Consider the following 17,652-nt stretch of genomic DNA (forward strand, 5'->3'; position numbering starts at 1 on the left):
ACCGCTCGGACGATGTGTGGAGTGGAGTGCAGGCGGACGGCGCGGACATCACGCCGGCATCAAGAAGCTTGAAACCCACCGCCCTCGTCCGTTTAGTAGGTGCTCCAAATGAACAACTCCGACGAACCTCCGCCTGCCCAAAGGCAGCGCGTGGCCGCGCTCACCGCGTGGGCACGGCAGAACCTTTCGCGCCTCATCCTCGTGTTGCTGGGCGCCTCCAACCGCATCCGCCTGCCCACGCCGTCCGTGTTGCCCATCGCGGGGGCGGTGGTGGGCCTGTACAGCGGGCTGGCGGCGGGCATCTTCTCCAACCTGATTGGCGTGATGAGCGGCATCACGTTCAGCGCCGCGGAGCTGTCGGTCACGTTCCGGCCGCAGCGGCTGCGCACGCTGATGGAGTCGCTCGCGTCCGCGCGCTGGCACCTGGAATACGCGCTCGTGGGCGTGCCGCTGGCGCTGGGCGCGCTGCTGCTGGCGCGGGTCATCGAGCCGGGAGGGCCGCGCGACGAGGTGAAGCGGCGCCTGCGGCTGCTGTCGCTGCTGACGCTGGGCGCGCTGTCGCTCTACTACCCGCTGGTGGGGCTGGCGGCCGTGAACGCGGTGTTCGGCCACGCGCACAACCTGCCCGCGGCGCTGCCGCACCTGCCCTGGTGGCTGATGCTGCTGGCGCCCACGGTGGGCGGGCTCGCGGTGGGGCGGCTCTTGCGCGACCGGCCGGAGACGCACGGCCACGGCCTCCCGGAGGTGGTGCGCGCGGTGAAGAGCGGCGACAACGTGGTGCCGGCGGACCGGGGGTTGCTCAAGCTCATCGCGTCCGCCATCACCATTGGCAGCGGCGGGTCCGCGGGCCGGGAGGGCCCCATCGTCTATGGCGGCGCGGCGTTCGCGTCCAGCGTGGGGCGCGTGCTGGGGTTCAGCCGCAAGGAGCTGTCCATCCTGCTGGCGTGCGGCGCGGGCGCGGGCATCTCCGCGTCCTTCAACGCCCCCATAGCGGGCGCGGTGTTCGCGATGGAGATCATCCTGCGCGAGTTCGAGCTGCGCGTGTTCTCGCCCATCATCCTGGCCAGCGTCGCGGGCACGCTGGTGAGCCGGGGCGTGCTGGACGAAGCGCCCATGCTCAACCGGGTCAACTACGAGCTGGTGAGCGGCTCGGAGGTGTTCGCCTACGCGGCGCTGGGCATCGGGTGCGGCCTGCTCGCGTTCGCGTTCGTGAAGCTGCTGCACGGGGTGGAGCACTTCTTCCATGGGAAGGCGGGCGGGACGCTGTCGCCGTGGCTGGGGAAGAAGCCGCTGCCGGTGCGCGCGGCGCTGGGCGGCCTGTGCACGGGCGTGCTCGTGTTCCTCAGCCCCACGGTGTGGGGCAGCGGGCACGACTTCATCAACCTGGCGGCAGCCGGACAGCTGCCCTTCCTCTTCCTGGTGACGGCGTGCGTGCTGAAGCTCCTGGCCACGTCCCTGACCATCGGCTCGGGGGGCTCCGGCGGCACGTTCTTCCCCGCGGCCGTCATCGGCGCCATGGCGGGCGGCGCGTTCGGCACGCTGGTGCACTACTTCTTCCCGCTCTCCACCGGGCCCAGCGGCGCGTACGCCATCGTGGGCATGGGGGGCGCGGTGGCGGCGCTCACGCGCGGCCCGCTCACCGGCATGATGATGCTGTACGAGCTGAGCGGCAGCCATGAAATCATCCTGCCGCTGATGGTGACCTGCACCATCGCGTCCGCGCTGTGCCACTACCTCACGGAGCGCACCTCGCCCAAGGTGCAGAGCGACGAGGACCTGCTCACGGGCACGCACGTGCGGGCCCTGATGACGGAGGTCCCGGCGGTGCCCGCGGGCACGCCCCTGCGCTCGCTGACGGACCAGCTGCTCACGTCCGAGGCCGGCACGCTGCCGGTGCTGGACACGGAGGGCCACCTCTACGGCACGGTGCAGGTGGAGCAGCTGCGCGAGGTGTGGCGGGATGAATCCATGTACCCGCTGCTCGTGGCCAGCGACCTGGCGCGCAAGCTGCCCGCGCTGGCCCCGGATTCGGACCTGGCGCACGCGCTCCAGGTGATGGACCAGGAGGACGTGGACGCGCTGCCCGTGGCCCCCGTGTTGGGACTGGCCCCGTGCGGCCTCATCACCCGCGCCGCCGTCCGGCGCTTCCTCTTCGCCCAGCACACCCGCGCGCACGCCAGGGGCGACTACCCCATCACCCCGACCGAGGCGACGCACTGACCCTGGAGCCAGCGGGCCGACCGGCCCCAGGTCCCCACAAAGGCAGACACCCACGGCGGGAGCGCCTCCCGCCCCCGCCGTGAGAGGGATTGACCGCGGAGGCGGGCGTTACTGGATGACCAGCGCCAGCTGGAGCTGACACGTCGTGGGGTCGATGCCCGACTGCGAGGGGATGAAGCCGCACGCCACGCCCTGGGTGCCCTGGGCATAGAAGTTGATGTTCGCCTGGCACGCGCCGCCCACGAACGCGGTGGAGACCGCGTAGGTGCAGGTCTTGGCCGCGCCGTACGGGTCCGCCGGGTTGGTCGTGTAGGAGATGACCTGGCTCCACGGGCCCGTGACCTCCGCCTGGCCGGCGCCCACGAAGTTCGTGGGGCTGGACCCCATGGACGCGGGCAGCGGAACGGGGACGCTCACCCCGGTGAGGGCCGTCCCGTTGTTATAGACGACCACGTTCGTGAAGTTGGCGAACAGGAACGTCTGGTAGGTGTTCGCCGCCCGAGCCTGGGCCCCGGACAGCCCCGGACGCGACGGAACCTGGACCGCGCGGTCCAGGCTGGTCACGAAGTCGCGGGCCACCTGCTGCGAGTCGAACGCCGGCTCCGCGGCGGCGGTCAGGCCGGCCAGCAACGAGGCGACACCCAGGGCAGGAACGGCAAAGCGCTTCATTCCATGACGCAGCATGTGGGTTTCTCCAATGTCTGGGGTTGTGTCCCCCCCGGGCCACGACGCCAGCCTTCCGGCAGGGGCGGACAAATGACTAACATGCCAATCATTTGAATAGCAACCCAATAGCCGCAAAACCAACAATTCAATCTAGAGCAGATGTGTTTGCCCAAGGCGGAGGCGCCCGGCCGGGCTGGAGGGTCTGTCAGGAATCGGGGGGAGCAGGCATCCTTGGGCGCCATGTCCGAACCCCAGCTGTCCGCGCTGCGCGCCGAGCTGTCTTCGACCTTCCATGATGCCCGGGTGCGTCAAATGGTGGCCCTGGGCCGCCAGGCCCGGACGGACCCGGGAGCCCAGGCGCTGCTGGACGCGCTGGCGCGTGGGGACGCCTCCGAACGGCGGCTGGCGTTGGCGGCCCAGTTCACGCGCCGCGACGGCGAGGCGGTGCTGAGGGCCACGAAGGACGACTCCTTCCGGGTGCGCTCGCTGGCGTTCGAGCTGGCGTCCGTCGTCTGCGATGACGCGCAGGCCCTGGAGGTGCTGCGCATGGCGCACGGCATGCGCCGCGAGCAGTCCGTGCTGCGCCAGCTGCTGAAGCGGGGCCGCCGGGCGGTCATCGACGCGTACGTGGACGGGCTGGCGGAGCGGGGCGAGCACGCGGCCCTGGCGGACGCGGTGCCGCTGGCGTCGGAGGCGGCGCTTCGGCGGCACCTGGCGCGGGCGCTGGAGCGGCCCAGCCACCGGTTCTGGGCGAGGCTGGCGCGGGGGGCGCCCGCGGTGCTGGGGGAGGTGATCCTCGAGCGGCTGCGGGCGGTGACGGGCGAGCCGGATCCGGTGACGCGGTGGCAGGTGCGCAGCTCCCTGGCGGGGCTGGCGGAGCAGACGCCCGACGCGGCGGAGGCCATCGTGGCGCTGCTCCTGGAGCGGGGCATTCCCCCCGACGAGCAGGCCCTGCGGACGCTGGTGCGGCTGCGTCCGGTGCGAATGGTGGCGCTGCTGCGCCGCCACCCCACCGCGTTCCTCCCGCACCTGCTGTTCGTGAAGGCCTCGGCGTCGCTGGACGCGGAGTCCCTGGCGTGGGTCGTCCAGCGCGACCCGACGCTGCTGGGCCAGGCAGGCGCCGTGCTGAAGAAGGTGACGGATCCGCTGCGCCAGACGCTCACCGAGGCCTGGGCCGCGTCCGTGGACCGGGCCCCCTCCTGGGGCACGGAGCTGCTGGCCCGCATCCAGGACCCGGGCGAGCGCGAGCGCGTCTACCAGCGCTGGACGGTGGGGGCGCGCAACAGCGACGGCATCATCGCCCTGGAGCGCCTGGGCCACCTGCCCCCGGCGCTGCGCGAGCGCGAGGCGCGGCGGCACCTGCACGACGTGGTGGCGCTGGGCACGCGCGCGGAGACGCGCCTGCCGTACGCGCGGTTCCTGCCCTGGGAGGAGGCCCTGGGCGCGCTCCGGGGCGCGCTGGGGCATCCGGATGCCGCCATGCGCGGCGTGGCGCTGGGCGCCGTGCTGGCACTGCCCGGCCTGCGTCCGGACGAGCCCTCCTGGGTGGCGCCCGCGCTGGCGCTGGTGCTGGCCCGGAAGAACGAGCAGGACCCGGTGCGCGGGACGATGCTCCAGGCGCTGGCGGCGTGGCCCCGGCGCATGTGGCGGACCGAGCACACGGAGGCGCTGGGCCGGATGCTGCGCGACGCGCTGGACGCCGCGGACCTGTCTCCGATGACGGCCCAGGCGGCGGAGCGGCTGCTGGTGCGGGCCTTCGGGGCGGACCCCGCGTGGGGCGCGCAGTGGCTGGGCACCTTCCTCAAGGAGCGCGGCCACCTCCAGGACGCGAGGCTGGGCCTCCGGTTGACGGACGAGGAGGTGCGCCGGGCCGCGCCGTTCCTGCTGACGCTGGCGAAGAGCTGGGCGGAGCGCGAGCGCGGCGGCCCCCTGCTCCAGCTCGCGGCGAGCCTGGGCCAGCGCGCGGCGCTGGTGCCGGGCCTGTCGGAGTGGCTGGTGTCCATGCGCGACACGACGCCCGACGGGCGGCTGGCCCTGGCGTTGAGCCAGTGGCTGTCGCGGGAGGACCGGCCGCGCTTCGAGGCGACGCTCGCGGCCACGCTGCGGCGCTGGAGGGACCGGGGCTGGGACGACGAGGTCGTCGCGCTGGCGGTGGCGGAGAAGCGCGGGCAGGACCTGCACCGGGAGCTGGTGGCGGAGCTGGAGCGCGTGGCGCTGCGGATGGGCACCCCCTCCGAGACCGCGCTGTGGGTGCTGCGCCACCGCGCGGTGGCGGACTTCGACCGGATGCTGCCCGCGCTCCTCAAGCGGGACGAGAGCGCCATCGTCATCCCGGTGGTGCGCGAGTACCTGCACCGGCGGCGGCAGGACCTGCTGGGCCCGTACCTGGCCGCGCCGGTCATCACCGGCCAGTTCGCCACCGGGGCGACGCGCTGGCTGCTGCCGTTCGACTCGGGGTTCTTCCGGTGGACGGCGGAGCAGAACCGGGCCTATTCGGGCGCGCTCGCCAGGCTGTGCGCGGACCCGGAGCGGGACACGCCCGCGCTGTTGGCGGCGGTGACTCGCATGGCGGCGCTGGACTGGGCGCCCATGGACGCGCTCCAGGCGATGGTGGACGACCCCCGGCCCGCGGTGCAGGAGCGGACGCTGCGGGTGCTGGCCCGGTGCGACCAGGGCCAGGGGGTGCCCACGCTCTTGCGCTGCCTGGAGGACGGGCGCGCGCGCATCGCCATCTACGGGCTGCGCCGCGCGTTCAACGGCATGCCGCCCTCGCGGGTGCTGACGCTGCTGGCGGACGTGCCGCTGGCCAAGGTCACCGTCGCCAAGGAGGTGGTGCGCCTGCTGGGCGAGCTGCGCTCGGACGCGGGCTACGCGCGGCTCCTGGAGCTGGACGCGCTGCCCCTGCACCGCGACGTGCGCATCGCGCTCCTGCGCGCGCTGTGGGACCACCTGGACCGCGAGCCCACCTGGACCGTGTTCGAGCGCGCGGTCTCCGGCGAGGACGCCATCATGGCCTCACGCGTGGGCGACATCCCGGCGAACCGGCTGACGGAGGCGCTGGACGCGCGGCTGTCCGCGCTGCTCGCGAAGGTGCTGGCGCGGCCGGAGCCGGACGCACGCATCGACCTGCTGACCCGCGCGGCGTGGCTGTCCGTGAAGGACCGGGAGCGCGTGTTCCTCGCCGCGTGCGGCGCGCGGCTCGCGTCGCCCTTCGACGACGAGGTGCGCGCCGCGATGGGGGCGCTGGTGTCCCGGGCGGATGAGCGCGACCTGCCGCTGATGGAGCGGATGTTCGGCGCGGTGGTGGCGGACCGCCGCGCGCTGAGCGTGGCGTTGGACGCGACGCTCCAACGCCGGGAGTGGATGCGGCCCGTGCCCCTGGCGATGCTCCAGCACCTGGTGACGGACCACCTCGCGCAGGACCCGTGTCTGGCCACGCTGCGCGTGCGCTGCGCCGCGGTCGCCCTCGCGCCCCCGGCCTTCGCCAGCCACCTGGACGCGATGGGACAGGACGGGGCGCTCCACGTGGACGCGCTGGCCGCGGCGCTGACGGCGGTGTCGACCCTGCCCGTGGAGACGTTGGAGGCCGTGGGCACCCGGCTGGCGCGCAGCCCCAGTCCGGAGGCGCGGCGCGTGGCCCTCGCCTGCCTGGTGCGGGACGCGCAGGGCGGGCGCGGCTGGACGGAGGAGCGGCTGGCGAGGCTCGCCATGTTCCAGCGCGACGCCTCACCGCTGGTGGCCGGCGCCGCGCAGTTCGTGTTCCCGCCCCGGGAGATGGCGCAGGCCCCCCAGGCGAAGTGAGGCGCTGCCTCGCGACGGCGCGGACGCCCACGAGCGGCAGTGAGGCGCTGCCTCGCGGTGCCACGCGACGGCGCGGACGTCCACGAGCGGCAGTGAGGCGCTGCCACGCGACGACTCGGTCGTCCACGAGCGGACCGGGGCCCCTCCCCGAAAAGCTGGGGCCCTGGCGTCACGCCACCGCGACTACTTCGACGGCGCTTCGGCCTGGGTGGGCGGCGTGTTGCCCGCGGGGGCGGACGCGGGCTTCGCGGCGCCGCCCTTGCGCAGCGGACACGCGACGATGGCGCCCGTGGGGTCGATGGCGTCCTTGCCCTCCTCCACCTTGAGCACCTTGCGGCCCTCGCCCACGACGAAGGTGTAGCGCTTGGACACCGTCACCACCGGCATCTTCACGTCGTACGCGTTCACGACCTTGCCGTCGGGGTCCGGGATGAACGCGAAGGGCGCCTTCAGCTCCGTCTTGAAGCGCGTCAGCGTCTCCGCGTCGTCCGTGGAGAAGGCCAGCACCTGCCCCTGGGCCTGCTCCACTTCCTTGTAGCGGTCGCGGTACGCGGTCAGCTCGCGCGTGCAGCCGCCGGTGAACGCCTTGGGGAAGAAGGCCACGATGACGGGCCCCTTCTTCACCATCTCCGACAGCGTGTAGGTCGTCCCCGCGGTGTCCTTCACCGTGAAGTCCGGGGCGGTCTCGCCCACCTGGGGAATCGCTGCGCTGAGCCAACCGATGACGAGCAGGGAGTTGAGCATGCCCGGGACTTAACGGGCCCCGGGCACGGCCACAAGCCTGCCTCCCGGCAGGGCCCGGGCCTACGACATCCGCGCCCACACCGCGGCGGCGGCCTCGCGCGACTGCTCGGCCACCACGGTGGGGTTCACCGACAGGGGCCGGCGTGCCCAGACGCGCCACACGCCGTCCACCATCACCGCCTCCACGTGGCGGCTGCCCAGCCCGTGCACCACGTGCCACGCCAGCGTCTCCGCGGTCAGCGGCGTGGGCGCCTGGTAGTCCAGCACCAGCAGGTCCGCGAGCGCGCCCTCGCGCATGGGGCCGATGGCCGCCTCGAACACCTGCGACGCCAGCCGGTGGCCGTTGGCCAGATAGCGCAGCACGTCGATGGGCTGCCCCGCCTCGCGCGAGCGCAGGTACGCCGCCTGCGCCTCCGCGAAGAGGTCCGGCGACGTGCCATCCGTGCCCAGCGACGCGCGCGCCCCGAACTTCAGCGCGGGCGCGTAGCCCACCTCCTGGCCCTGGTTGGAGCGCGGCGTGTGCAACAGCCACGTCCCCGTGGCCAGCACCTGCGCCAGGTCCGCCCACGCCAGGTGGCCCGCGTGCGCCGCCATCGCCCGGGGCGACAGCAGGTTGCCGTTGAGCAGCCGGGTCACGGGCGGGTTGCCGTGCCGCTCGGTGGACAGCCGCTCGTCCAGCGGATCCTCCGCGAGCGGGAAGTGCAGCCCGGCGCCGGTGGTGTTGAGCGCCTCGCCCAGGCCCTGGAGCGCGTCGTCGCCCAGCGTGAAGCAGGCGCTGGCGCCCACCTGTCCGCGGAAGCGGCCGCGGGCCTTGCGCGCGAAGCTGACCGTCTCCTCCAGGCCCTCCTCCCGGCCCACCGCGCCCATGCGGTCCGTCACCGCGTAGGACAGCACGCCGCGCACGCCCACTTCATGGAGGCCGCGCGCCGCGCGCAGCAGCGAGCCCGTCACCGCGCGGGGCGAGGCGTGCAGGTCGAACAGGGTCGTGGTGCCGCACTGGATGGACTCCAGGCCGCTCGCCGTGGCGGCCACCTGCACCGCGTCCAGGTCCAGCGCGTTCTCGAAGGGCCAGCGCACCTGCTCCAGCAGGGCCTGGTAGGACGCCGGGGTCGGCCGCACCAGCCCGCGCGACAGCACGCTCGCGAGCCGGTGGTGGGCGTTGACAAGCCCCGGGAAGACGAGCTTGCCGGACAGCGCGACCACCTCGTCGTCGGGGCCGGGCGCCAGGTCCTCGCCCCGGGCCACGATGCGCTCACCCTCGATGCGCAGGTCCACCCGCTCCACGGACGCGGGCTCCAGTTCGACGACGAAACCACCCTTGAGGACGGTGCCCAACATCCCTCCCTGCATCCGCGACGATTCGCGAGGTTCGTGAAGGCGGCCCCCTCCCCTTAGGGGTCACGCTTAAAGCCGCGCACGTTAGCACTCCCGCCCCGCCGGACGTCATCGGGTCCACGCTTCGTTCCACCCACACCCGTCGTCACAACCGCGCCAACACGGCGCGCATGCCCCGAGGCGAGGGTTCTTCGGTGCCGGAACATCCGCGCGAGTTGGGAACAGCCGGGCAGGCGGGCCGGCAGGACGTTGGGCACCGGGGGCGCGGCCCCGTAGACTGCCGCCACCTTGGCGTCGGACCCCGACATCTCCTGGGCAGGCCGCTACCGCCTCAGCGCGCGCATCGCGACGGGCGGCATGGCGGAGGTGTATCTGGCGCGGGCCATCGCGCCGGACGGCCAGCGAGGCCCGGCGGTGGCGGTGAAGCGGCTGATGCCGCACCTCGTCGCGGACCGGCGCATCGTGCAGATGTTCCTCAACGAGGCGCGCATCACCGCGCAGGTGCGCCACCCCCACGTGGTGTCCATCCTGGAGCTGGGCATGGAGGGGGGAGAGCCCTTCATCGCCATGGAGCTGTTGGAGGGGCGCTCGTTCGCGGAGGTGCGGCAGGAGGCCGCCGAGCGCGGCCAGCGCGTTCCCCTGGGCATCACGCTGCGCGTGCTGGTGGACGCGTGCCGGGGGCTGGACGCCGCGCACCGGGCCGTGGACGAGGCGGGGCGGCCGCTGAAGATCGTCCACCGCGACTTCACGCCGGACAACATCCACGTGGGCGTGAACGGCGCGGTGAAGGTCATCGACTTCGGCATCGCGAAGGCGGATGCGCTGGGCTCCGGGACGGAGCCGGGGACGCTGAAGGGCAAGTTCTTCTACATGTCGCCGGAGATGATCGCCGGCCGCAGCGTGGACCACCGCGCGGACCTCTTCGCCGCGGGGGTGATGCTCTATGAGCAGCTGTGCGGCCGGCGGCCCTTCACGGGCATGTCCACCGACGAGGTGCTGACGCGCATCTCGGAGGGCCGGCCGAAGCCGCCCACCGCGTTCGACCCGTCGGTGCCGCAGGCGCTGGAGTCGGTGTGCCTGATGGCGCTCGCGAAGGACCCGGCGGACCGCTTCGACAGCCTGCAGACCTTCATCGCCGCCATCGAGCTGCTCGGTGGCCCCGCGGAGGTCGCCACGCCGGCGCAGGTGGCCGCGTACCTGGACACGCTGTTCCCGCCCGACAGCGACCCCAAGCGGCTGGCGCTGCGCCGGGCGAGGCTGGCGGATCCGTCCAGTTCGGGCACGGACGCCACGCAGGGCGCGGACGTGCTGCCGCCCTTCGGCGTGCGGGGCATCCCCTCCTGGCCCGTGCCGCCGGCCATGGTCCACACCGTGTCGCTGCGCGGCGGCTCCCGCCCCGGAGTCCCCGCCCCCCAGGGTCTGACGGGCGAGGGCACCGGACCCGCCCCCGCGGACGCCGGAGGGCCCGGCCCGGCACCCGCCTCGCCGACGGAGGCCGGCGCCACCGCGCCCCCCTCCCCCGCGTCGCGTCCGCCCCGGAAGTCCTCCCGCGCCCCGAAGGTGGAGGGCGGCCCGGCGGCGCCCCGGTCGCGCCGGGCCCTCTTCATCGCCCTGGGCGTGCTCGCGCTGGGCGGGCTGGGCGCGGGAGCCGCGTGGTCCCTGCGGCGCCCGGACGTCGCCCCCACCGCGCGGCTCGCCGCCGCCGAGTCCGCCACGACGAAGGAAGCGAAGGTGGCCGCGCTGGACGGGCTGGCCCGGGACGTGCGCGCCACGGCCCCCGAGCTGGCCCGCGCGGGCACCCTGCTGTTGAACGCGGGCGCCCACCCGCAGGCCCTGGCGCTGGCGGAGGCCTACACCGCGCGCTTCCCGAAGGAGGCGGAGGCGCACCTGCTCGCCGCGCGCGCCGCCACCGAGCTGCGCATGGGCAAGCGCGCCGAGCGCGCCATCGACGAGGCCACCCTGCTCGCGCCCAAGGACATCCGCGCGCCCCTGGCCCTGGCCGACCTGCGGGCCCTCCAGGGCGACGTGCCCGGCGCGCTGACGGCGCTCGCGAAGGCGTACGCGCAGGCGCCGGACTCCGCGCAGGTCGCCCCCCGCTACGGCCAGCTCCTGTCGCAAGGGGGCCGGCTGGACGAGGCCGCCGCCGTGTTGTCCACCTGGACGCGCCAGCACGACGACGCCGCGTCCCTCGCGGAGCTGGGCTTCGTGCGCTTCCGCCAGGAGAAGCTGGACGACGCGGTGGCGCTGCTCAAGCGCGCGCAGAAGAAGGCCCCCACGCTCGCGGTGGCCCACTCGTACCTGGGGGCCGTCCTCTTCCGTCAGGGCGACCTTCGCGGCGCCGAGCGCGAGTACCGGGAAGCCGAGCGGCTGGCCCCGGACGACCCCCGGGCCCTGACCGCGCGCTGCCAGCTCCACGTCCACGAGGGCGATGCCGCCCGGGTGGCCGAGGTGAAACGTACGCTGGCGGAAAGGTTCCCCGACCGCGCGTTGGCCCTCGCGGCCGAGTGCGGCTCGAAGAAATAGCTTCCCGCATGCGCCGTCCCCTGCTCCCCCTCACCCTGGCCAGCTTGCTGCTGGCCGCCACCGCCTGCGACCCCGCCTCGGGCGCCTCGCCGTCCGCCGACGCGGGGACGCCCCCGCTGGACTCCAGCGCCGGAGACGTGGCGCCCGCGGACCGCACCGCCTGCGCGGGCCTCACCGTGACCGCTGGCACCTACGACTGGACGGTCGAGCACGACGGCCGCACCCGCGCCTACCGCGTCCACGTCCCCGCCGGCTACGACGCCACGAAGCCCACGCCCGTCGTCCTCAGCTTCCACGGGTTCAGCTCCAACGAGCTGGAGCAGGAGCAGCTGACCGGCCTCTCCCCCCTGGGCGACGCCGAGGGCTTCATCGCGGTGTACCCGCGCGGCCTCAACTTCCAGGAGGTCTACGGCCGGGGCGACCTGGACTCGCGGAGCTGGAACGCCGACGCGTGCTGCGGACCGGCGCAGCTTGGCAAGGTGAACGACGTGGGCTTCGTGGACGCGCTGCTCGCGGACCTGGACACGCGCGTGTGCACGGATCCCCGCCGCGTCTTCGCCAACGGCTTCTCCAACGGCGGCTTCTTCTCCTACCGCCTGGCGTGTGAGCGCGCGCAGCGCATCGCCGCCATCGCGCCCGTCTCGGGCATGGAGGCCGTAACGGACTGCCACCCCTCCCGGCCCGTGCCAGTGCTCCACTTCCACGGCACCGCCGACGCGACCATCTTCTACGACGGGGGCGACAACCTCCTCGCGGTCGGAGGCAAGCTCTACCCGTCCGCCCCCGAGTCCGTGCGCCGCTTCGCCGAGCGCAACGGCTGCACCGGCCCCCAGCAGCAGACGTATCAACATGGCAACAGCACCTGCGTGGCGTCCACCGGCTGTCAGCCGGAGAGCGCCACCGCGAGCCTGTGCACCGTCACCGGCGGCAAGCACGCCTGGCCCGGCCAGCCGCTCTACAATGACGGCACGCTGGACCTGGACGCGTCGCGGGAGATGTGGCGCTTCTTCCAGGCCCGTCCGCGCCCCTGAAGGAGTCCGCCACGCCGCCCCGTGCACTCATCATCAACGCCGATGACCTGGGCTACGACCCGGGCATCACGCGGGGCATCCTCCAGGCCCTGCGCGAGGGCGCCGTCTCCTCCGCCACCCTGATGGTCAACACGCCCTGGAGCGAGGAGGCCGCGCGGCAGGCGCGGGGGTTCGCCATCGGGTTGCACCTCAACCTGGACCGGGGTCCACCCGTCGGCGCTGGCTTCCCGCGCCAGGGGCTCACCGGGGACGGAGGCTTCGCGGGAGCCCGGGTGGACGCGCTCCCCGCGGACGCGGTGGAGGCGGAGGCGTTCGCGCAGCTGGAGCGGCTGGAGCGGCTCCTGGGCCAGCCCGCCACGCACCTGGACGTGCACAAGCACCTGCACCGGCACCCCCAGGTCCTGGAGGGCGTGTCGCGCGTCGCCCGGCGCGCGGGGCTGCCGGTGCGCTCCCTGGACGCGGACATGCGCGCCGCGCTGCGGGCCCGGGGCGTGGCCACGAATGACGCCTTCGCCGGCGAGTCCGGCGAAGCGGCCTGGTGGACCCAGGAGCGCTTCGCCTCCGCGCTGGCGGCGCTCGCCCCCGAGGGCGTCACGGAGTGGATGTGTCACCCGGGATACCCGCCCGAGGTCGTCACCAGCCGCTATGCCGCGCAGCGGGAGGTGGAGCTGGCCACCTTCCTCCATGCACGCACGCGTGAAGCCCTGGTGCGCGCCGGAGTGCGCCCCACGGACTTCCGCGTCCTCCACGCCGGATGACTTACGCCGGGGTGACGAGCGGGGCCTCCAGCTCCACGGGCGTCAGGGCCCGGCGCCGCTCGCGCGTCAGCACGTCGCGCACGCCCGCGAGCAGCTCCGCGGGACGGTAGGGCCTGGAGCACAGCGCGGCGTCCTCCTGCGCCCACCACGGCCGCGCGTCCCCCGCGAGCAGGATGGGCACCGGCCGCGCTCGCGGCAGCGTGGCGAACGTCTCCAGGAAGGTGCCCACCTGCGGCTGCGTGGCGCTCGTCGACAGGACGATGAGGTCCACGGGCAGGTGCGTCGCCTTGCGCAGGGCCTCCGCGCCGCTCTCCACGGTGAACACCTCGAAGCCCTCGGCGCGCAGGGTGCGCTCCGCCGCGGCCTCCTGGCCCCGGTCCTCGTCCAGCACCAGCACGCGCCGGGGCAGCCTGCGCACCTCGTGCGCCGGCATGCGCGGCAGGTCCAGCGTGAAGGTGGAGCCCTCGCCCTCCAGGCTCCGCAGCGCCAGCGTGCCCCCGTGCATCTTCACGATGGAGTGGCTGATGAACAGCCCCAGGCCCAGCCCTCCGAAGTTGCGGTGCGACACGTTGCGCGCCCGGTAGAAGCGCTGGAACACCAGCGCCTGATCCGCGCCCGGGATCCCGATGCCGTGGTCCTGCACCTGGATGCGCGCCGCGTCCGCCGTGCGCCCCACCCGCACCGCGATGGGCGTCCCCGCCGGGCTGTACTTGTGCGCGTTCTCCAGCAGGTTCACCAGCACCTGCTCCAGCCGGTCCCGGTCGCCCAGCATCCAGACGCCATCGGGAGGGACCTCCACCGTGAAGGGGCGCTCGAAGGCGTGGCGGAAGTGGTCCACCACCTCCGCCACCAGCTGCCCCACCTCCAGCGGGGCCGAGTCCAGCGCCAGCCGCCCCAGCTCCAGGCGGCTTGCGTCCAGCAGGTCCTCCACCAGCCCCGCGAGCCGGTCCACCTGCCGCTTGGACTTGAGCACGCTGGCGAGCGCCACCGGCTGCCCCGCGGAGAGCCGGCGCTCCATGGAGTACAGGCCCAGCTTCAGCGGCGTGAGCGGCGTCTTCAGCTCGTGCGACGCGATGGACATGAACTCCTCGCGCACGCCCAGGGCCGCCTGGGCCTCGCGCAGCAGGCGCGCGTTCTCCACCGCCACCGCCAGCTGGCTGGCCGCCGCGCTCCACATCTCCAGCTCGCGCACGGAGAAGGACGCGCCCTGTTCCTTGTAGATGAGCAGCAGCCCCACCGTGCGGCGCGGCGCGCACAGCGGCACCGCCGCGAACACCGACCCCTCCGCGTCCCCGGAGCCGCGCTGGAGGCCCAGCTGCGGCTGGCGCAGGGCCAGGGCCTGCCGGTAGGGGTCCTCCGACGGGTCGAACGCATCCTGGGGCGCGTCATGTCCCTCCAGGTCCGACACCGCCTGGCGCTTCAGCGTCGCGTCGTCCTGCTCGTAGAGGAACACCTCCGCGCGGCGCACCTGCGCGCACCGCACCAGCGACACCACGGCGGCCGAGCAGACGCGGTCCACCTCCAGGGACTCCCCCACCGCGCGGGCAATCTCCCGCACGGCCTGTGAAAAGGCGCCCTCGTCGTCCACGCCGGAGGGCTCCATCACCAGCCAGGCCCCGGAGGCGCCGCCCGTCCGGGTGGGCCTCACCTGCACGCGCACCTGCCGGAGCGCGCGGGTGATGACGTGGCCTGAGTGCGCCCGGCCCTCGCGGAGGGCGCGCTCCAGGGCGTCCAGGCCGCGGCCCCGCTCCAGCGCGTCCAGCAGCGGACCTCCGGGCGCCAGCGCCACGCCCGTCTTGGCCGCGAAGCCCTCCTCGCACCACTGGACGCGGAGGTCGGAGCCCACGCGCAGCAGCGCTTGGGGCAGGCACGAGAGGACATCCTCGACGTCGTTGGGTGGCAGCATTCGCGGGGCGGGGACACGCTTCAGGGGTCGCCGGAGGGAGATAGGAATCCCCGAGCATGTTCGCCAACCGCCCCTGGACGTTCTCTTGTCCTGGAGTCCCCCTGCCCGTTGGAACCCGAACAGAGCCGGCGCCGGGCAGCCAGGGAGGCGACGTCCCGCGGGGCGGTGACAGCGGGCGAACGTGTGCTATGCGACAGCGCATGTCCTCTCAGCCGTCCAAGGAAATCCAGACCTTCCCCAACCCGGCCGCCGATCGCGACTATGAGATCGCCTTCGACGTTCCGGAGTTCACGTGCCTGTGCCCGCTGACGGGCCAGCCGGACTTCGCGCGCTTCACCATCAAGTACGTGCCGGATCAGCTGTGCGTGGAGCTGAAGAGCCTGAAGCTCTACATGTGGTCGTACCGCAACGAGGGCGCCTTCCACGAGAAGGTGACCAACACCATCGCGGACGACATCATCAAGGCCATCCAGCCGCGCAAGCTCACCGTGGTGGGCGACTTCTTCGTGCGCGGCGGCATCGGCACCCTCGTCACCGTCACGCACGACAAGAAGCAGCAGGCGTAGTCAGCCCGCCCGGCCCCGTCCTCAGCGGGTCAGCTGCTCCAGGAGCGGCGCCCACTGGGACTGGGACAGGTAGAGGCCGGTGCCGGCCGCGGCGGCGAGCGCGGCCAGCACCCACTTGAGCGGGCTCCGGGAGCGCGCGGGCTTGGGCGTGGAGAAGACGTCCAGCACGCCCAGCTCCTGCTGGGTGAGGTGGGCCAGGGCCTCGGTTTCGGTGAGCTTCTCGCGGTAGCGCAGGAAGGCCACGAGCAGCGCGGGGTGGGACACGCGCACCTCGTGGGCCAGGAACAGGTCCAGCTCGCGGCGCATGGCCGCGGCGTCCGGGAAGCGGGCCTCCGGCTTCACCGACAGCGCGCGCTTCACGATGCGCGCGAGCGGCGGCGGCACCTGCGGGGCCACCTTCTGGAGCGGCGTGAACTTGCCGTCGCGGATGCGGGCGAACACCTCGCCGGCGGACTTGCCCACGAAGGGGCGGACGCCGGAGAGGGATTCGTAGAGCAGCACGCCCAGGGAGAAGATGTCGGTGCGCGCGTCGATGGGCGCGCCCGTCACCTGCTCCGGGGACATGTATGACGGCGTGCCCACGGCCATGCCCTGCTGGGTGAGCGCTTCGAGGCTCACGTCCTTGGCGATGCCGAAGTCCATCAGCTTCACCTCCCCCGTCTTGGTGAGCATGACGTTCGCGGGCTTGAGGTCGCGGTGGATGATGCGGCGAAAGTGCGCGTGGTCCAGCGCGCTGGCGATGCGCGCGCCGATGACCGCGGCGACGTCCGGCGGCAGCGGGCCGTCCTTGATGAGCGAGTGGAGCGTGGGGCCGTCCACGTACTCCATGACCATGAAGAGGCTGTCGTTCTTCTCCACCAGGTCATACAGGGTGACGATGTTCTGGTGGCGGAAGGCGGCCAGCGCCAGCGCCTCGCGGCGGAAGCGGGACAGGGCCTCCTGGTCGCGCTGGCCTTCGGGCAGCAGCTCCTTGATGGCCACCTCGCGCTGAAGCAGCTCATGCAGGCCGCGATACACGAGCGCCATGCCACCCCGGCCCAGCTCTCCCAGCACGCGGCAGGCGCCTATCTTGCGGTGACGAACGGCTTTCTCATTCTTCTCGGCGGCGACGGTCACGGGCCGAAGGGTACCGATTCACGTCTCATGCGTCGATGGGCCCTCCTCCTCGCGGAGCCGTTCGCACAGGTGTGATGGAAAGACGCGGTGTCGCTGTCTCACGCCAGGGGGCCTACCTGTCGTGCGCGGGCTGGGGCCCTGGCCGTCCTCCCGGGATCCGCGCCGCTTCCCCGACGGAGCGCTCCGCCTCCCGCCCTCCCGGTCCTGCAGTCCCCCGCGAGCGTTCCCATGCTTCTTCCATTCAACTGATGGGGAGGACGCCATGTCGGAACGGGATGAATACATCCAGAAGCTGGAGGCCGAGCAGCAGGAGGCGACCGCTCGCTTCCGGGAGATCCAAGCCCAGGCGGACCTCGCGCAGAGCGAGGACGAGCTGCAGGTCCTGACGGGCGCGCGCGCGCTCCAGAACGACGTCGACCGTGAAATCCAGGCGCTCCGCGCCGCCGACCAGCGCGACTGGGAGCGCGTGAAGGAGCGCGCGGAGAAGGCCCGGCTGCGCTTCAGCGCCTACGTGGACCGCGCCGGCCTCCAGTGGAACCAGCTCCGCGACGGCTACCGCCGCAAGCGCGAGGCCGAGCTGGACGAGCTGGGCGCCCAGGTGGACGGCTGGGAAGCCACCCACCAGCGCGGCTCCGCGGAGACGTCGCTGCTCACGCGCCGGGAGCTCGAGTTCGTGAAGCGCGGCCTCCGGAGCTCCGGCGACCTGCTCCGGAACATGCGCCATTCGCGCGGGCAGGCCTGGAAGCAGGCCCGCGAAGAGTACGAGTCCGCCTGGCGCGACCTGCGCGAGCACTACCGCCGCATCCGCGCGGAAGGCGGCTCCGACGCCGATCAGGCCCCGCCCCCGTAGCACCTGGCAGGCGGGGAAGCGCGCCGGCCCCTGCATCTTCCAGCGCCACGCGGTTGTCACACGGCTACGCTAGGAATCCCCCACCCGGAGGGGATACGGCCCGGAAGGACCGTGCCCCTCCCGGGCGTTCAGCCCG

The 17,652-nt window shown here is 73.4% G+C and carries 12 protein-coding genes; 7 read left to right on the forward strand and 5 right to left on the reverse strand.

Annotation, left to right across the window (positions count from 1 at the left end; genetic code table 11):
- Positions 1-108 precede the first annotated feature (108 nt).
- Complete coding sequence (locus GTY96_RS25855) at positions 109-2,220, forward strand: chloride channel protein (RefSeq protein WP_235685854.1); 2,112 nt, start codon at positions 109-111, stop codon at positions 2,218-2,220.
- A gap of 108 nt (positions 2,221-2,328) precedes the next feature.
- Here GTY96_RS25855 and GTY96_RS25860 read toward each other — a convergent pair whose 3' ends face one another.
- Complete coding sequence (locus GTY96_RS25860; RefSeq protein WP_161666114.1) at positions 2,329-2,904, reverse strand: hypothetical protein; 576 nt, start codon at positions 2,902-2,904, stop codon at positions 2,329-2,331.
- Positions 2,905-3,126: 222 nt separating this feature from the next.
- Here GTY96_RS25860 and GTY96_RS25865 point away from each other — a divergent pair, with 222 nt between their 5' ends.
- Positions 3,127-6,687, forward strand: a complete 3,561-nt coding sequence (locus GTY96_RS25865) for a hypothetical protein (RefSeq protein WP_161666115.1) — start codon at positions 3,127-3,129, stop codon at positions 6,685-6,687.
- Positions 6,688-6,870: 183 nt separating this feature from the next.
- Here the strand turns inward: GTY96_RS25865 and GTY96_RS25870 are convergent, their stop codons facing one another.
- A complete protein-coding gene (locus GTY96_RS25870) occupies positions 6,871-7,431 on the reverse strand; it encodes a peroxiredoxin (RefSeq protein ID WP_161666116.1) in 561 nt (186 codons plus the stop codon).
- A 60-nt stretch (positions 7,432-7,491) separates the two neighbouring features.
- Positions 7,492-8,766, reverse strand: a complete 1,275-nt coding sequence (locus tag GTY96_RS25875) for an amidohydrolase family protein (RefSeq protein ID WP_143902858.1) — start codon at positions 8,764-8,766, stop codon at positions 7,492-7,494.
- Between the two features lie 357 nt (positions 8,767-9,123).
- Here GTY96_RS25875 and GTY96_RS25880 point away from each other — a divergent pair, with 357 nt between their 5' ends.
- Genes GTY96_RS25880 through GTY96_RS25890 form a run of 3 tightly spaced genes read left to right on the forward strand, consistent with a single transcriptional unit; the run spans position 9,124 to position 13,078 of the window.
- Positions 9,124-11,289 (forward strand): protein kinase domain-containing protein, encoded by a 2,166-nt coding sequence (locus GTY96_RS25880; protein ID WP_235685870.1) that lies wholly within the window; start codon positions 9,124-9,126, stop codon positions 11,287-11,289.
- 8 nt (positions 11,290-11,297) lie between these two features.
- The gene (locus GTY96_RS25885; RefSeq protein ID WP_161666118.1) at positions 11,298-12,320 is read left to right on the forward strand and encodes an extracellular catalytic domain type 1 short-chain-length polyhydroxyalkanoate depolymerase; all 1,023 of its coding nucleotides are present in this window, start codon (positions 11,298-11,300) and stop codon (positions 12,318-12,320) included.
- A complete protein-coding gene (locus GTY96_RS25890; protein ID WP_328701008.1) occupies positions 12,287-13,078 on the forward strand; it encodes a carbohydrate deacetylase in 792 nt (263 codons plus the stop codon). The genes GTY96_RS25885 and GTY96_RS25890 overlap by 34 nt, the downstream gene beginning before the upstream one ends.
- Position 13,079: 1 nt before the next feature.
- Here GTY96_RS25890 and GTY96_RS25895 read toward each other — a convergent pair whose 3' ends face one another.
- Entirely contained in the window at positions 13,080-14,984 is a 1,905-nt protein-coding gene (locus tag GTY96_RS25895; protein ID WP_143902272.1) for a hybrid sensor histidine kinase/response regulator, read from the reverse strand.
- A gap of 200 nt (positions 14,985-15,184) precedes the next feature.
- On the opposite strand from GTY96_RS25895, the gene queF reads away from it, so the two are divergent.
- Positions 15,185-15,550 (forward strand): preQ(1) synthase, encoded by a 366-nt coding sequence (gene queF, locus GTY96_RS25900; protein ID WP_143902274.1) that lies wholly within the window; start codon positions 15,185-15,187, stop codon positions 15,548-15,550.
- 21 nt (positions 15,551-15,571) lie between these two features.
- Here queF and GTY96_RS25905 read toward each other — a convergent pair whose 3' ends face one another.
- A complete protein-coding gene (locus GTY96_RS25905) occupies positions 15,572-16,576 on the reverse strand; it encodes a serine/threonine-protein kinase (protein ID WP_235685872.1) in 1,005 nt (334 codons plus the stop codon).
- Positions 16,577-16,928: 352 nt separating this feature from the next.
- Here GTY96_RS25905 and GTY96_RS25910 point away from each other — a divergent pair, with 352 nt between their 5' ends.
- On the forward strand, positions 16,929-17,516 hold the full coding sequence (locus tag GTY96_RS25910; RefSeq protein ID WP_161666119.1) for a sll1863 family stress response protein: 588 nt from the start codon (positions 16,929-16,931) through the stop codon (positions 17,514-17,516).
- Positions 17,517-17,652 lie beyond the last annotated feature (136 nt).

Source organism: Corallococcus silvisoli (genome assembly GCF_009909145.1).
Lineage (GTDB): Bacteria > Myxococcota > Myxococcia > Myxococcales > Myxococcaceae > Corallococcus > Corallococcus silvisoli.

Bases quoted from the DNA above. Each gene is read 5' to 3' on its own strand.
- GTY96_RS25855 (WP_235685854.1), top strand. From the start codon at position 109: ATGAACAACTCCGACGAACCTCCGCCTGCCCAAAGGCAGCGCGTGGCC.
- GTY96_RS25860 (WP_161666114.1), bottom strand. From the start codon at position 2,904: ATGCTGCGTCATGGAATGAAGCGCTTTGCCGTTCCTGCCCTGGGTGTC.
- GTY96_RS25865 (WP_161666115.1), top strand. From the start codon at position 3,127: ATGTCCGAACCCCAGCTGTCCGCGCTGCGCGCCGAGCTGTCTTCGACC.
- GTY96_RS25870 (WP_161666116.1), bottom strand. From the start codon at position 7,431: ATGCTCAACTCCCTGCTCGTCATCGGTTGGCTCAGCGCAGCGATTCCC.
- GTY96_RS25880 (WP_235685870.1), top strand. From the start codon at position 9,124: ATGGCGGAGGTGTATCTGGCGCGGGCCATCGCGCCGGACGGCCAGCGA.
- GTY96_RS25885 (WP_161666118.1), top strand. From the start codon at position 11,298: ATGCGCCGTCCCCTGCTCCCCCTCACCCTGGCCAGCTTGCTGCTGGCC.
- GTY96_RS25895 (WP_143902272.1), bottom strand. From the start codon at position 14,984: ATGCTGCCACCCAACGACGTCGAGGATGTCCTCTCGTGCCTGCCCCAA.
- queF (WP_143902274.1), top strand. From the start codon at position 15,185: ATGTCCTCTCAGCCGTCCAAGGAAATCCAGACCTTCCCCAACCCGGCC.
- GTY96_RS25905 (WP_235685872.1), bottom strand. From the start codon at position 16,576: ATGGCGCTCGTGTATCGCGGCCTGCATGAGCTGCTTCAGCGCGAGGTG.
- GTY96_RS25910 (WP_161666119.1), top strand. From the start codon at position 16,929: ATGTCGGAACGGGATGAATACATCCAGAAGCTGGAGGCCGAGCAGCAG.